This is a genomic window from Oleiphilus sp. HI0128, assembly GCF_001635365.1.
On sequence record NZ_LWGG01000127.1, the window covers coordinates 1 to 1,025 of the forward strand.

The 1,025-nt window shown below is 45.6% G+C and carries 1 protein-coding gene; it reads right to left on the reverse strand.

What is annotated here, in order from left to right:
• Nucleotides 1-798 (reverse strand): aminoacyl-tRNA deacylase and HDOD domain-containing protein (locus A3763_RS29365; RefSeq protein WP_231872067.1); only part of this gene is annotated, 798 nt, incomplete at its 3' end.
• Nucleotides 799-1,025 lie beyond the last annotated feature (227 nt).

The following is a 1,025-nucleotide window of genomic DNA, read 5'->3' on the forward strand; positions in this document are numbered from 1 at the left end:
AAAGCCCAATACCCTGATGATCGCGTCGTGAACTGACTTGATCTTTCCGGGTGCATTGTAAAATGAGCTGGAAGCCCAGCTAACTACCTGAGCAGCAAGGCTTGGATCTTTTTCGATGATATCTGCCAGTTCATCAGCGCCTGCATCAGGGTTGGAGCGAAGGCGAATAATTTCTTGTGCACTCTGAGGCAGAGGTGGAAGCTCAAGAGTGTCTTCCAAGCGCTGTTTAATACGTAAGGAGGTAAACTTCTCAATCGCTTGATTGATCTGCTCAAGGTCACTGCCTGGTTGATTTATGTTGTAAGGTATCGATGATAGAGGCACTGCAACGCTTTCGACTTTAGCTTTTCTAGTTGAGGCTGAAAAGGCCTCTTTACTCAGCTTGATCAGTTTATCTGCTTCATCGGTTTCGATATAGACGGTATCCTGTTCGATGACACGAGCATCGACAATCGCCGGTAAACCGGTGATATCCGGAATAGCCGGAAGCGTTTTGATGCTATGCACGGCGATTAGGCTGTGTACATCCTCATGTGGCAGCGCTTCGAATGAGCGCCCTACCTTACTGTTCAAACTGTCGACATCCAGCATACTGTCGGCTAAAAATATTAGCTGCGAACGCCCTAGTGTGTCTGCCATCAAGATGGTTTTCAGAATCTGGCTATCGGGAATGCCTTCACGGTCAACCAACACTGGCTGGTCCGCTTCAGTCAAATTAATTTCGGCATCATTCTGGTATTGTTCAAAAACTTTATTCACCACCGCGGGTATCATGTCATTTAACTCTTTGTTATCCATAAGCGTTTCCATATCAATAAGCTAAGTGTAGATCAATCCAGCAAAACAGTTCGTCAATTTAGTCGAAGGTAACAAAAATACTAAACTTCTCCATAAACACGCTTTGCGCCGACCCATCGACGAATCAATAGTTCACTGAGCTTGGAGTCCTCAAACACTTGTGCAGCCATGGTTTTGACTTCAGGAAGCCAATTTTGGTCACGTTGAAGGTCTGCAATCCGAAATTC